This is a genomic window from Ciceribacter ferrooxidans (genome assembly GCF_004137355.1).
Taxonomy (GTDB): Bacteria; Pseudomonadota; Alphaproteobacteria; order Rhizobiales; family Rhizobiaceae; genus Allorhizobium; species Allorhizobium ferrooxidans.
The window spans coordinates 1-252 of record NZ_SDVB01000127.1 but is presented as its reverse complement, the minus strand read 5'-3'; the positions used below and the strand labels follow the sequence as shown (position 1 = coordinate 252).

General features: G+C 64.3%; 1 protein-coding gene. It reads left to right on the top strand.

Annotated elements, in window-relative coordinates; translation table 11 throughout:
* On the top strand, positions 1–205 hold a 205-nt coding region (locus EUU22_RS25180; RefSeq protein WP_165351079.1), incomplete at its 5' end, for a hypothetical protein.
* Positions 206–252 lie beyond the last annotated feature (47 nt).

Here is a 252-nt window from a genome sequence, read left to right as displayed (position 1 = left end):
ATCTGTGGCAGTGTCAACGGCGACCATCTACGCCAATCCGACGGTGAGGCGCCTGGTGGAGCACGTCCTCGGCCAGAAACAGGAGCAGGGCACTTCTACGCGTGGCCATGAGACGGCGGTCTCCAAATCGCTCCCCGTCGCCGATCCGGAAGCCGCCTTGCGCGCGAAGCTCCGTCAACTCTCGCACGCAGGGAAGCTGCCGTGAGCACTGAGCCCACCATAGCCGAGGCCGCGTTCGAACCCATTTGTGCT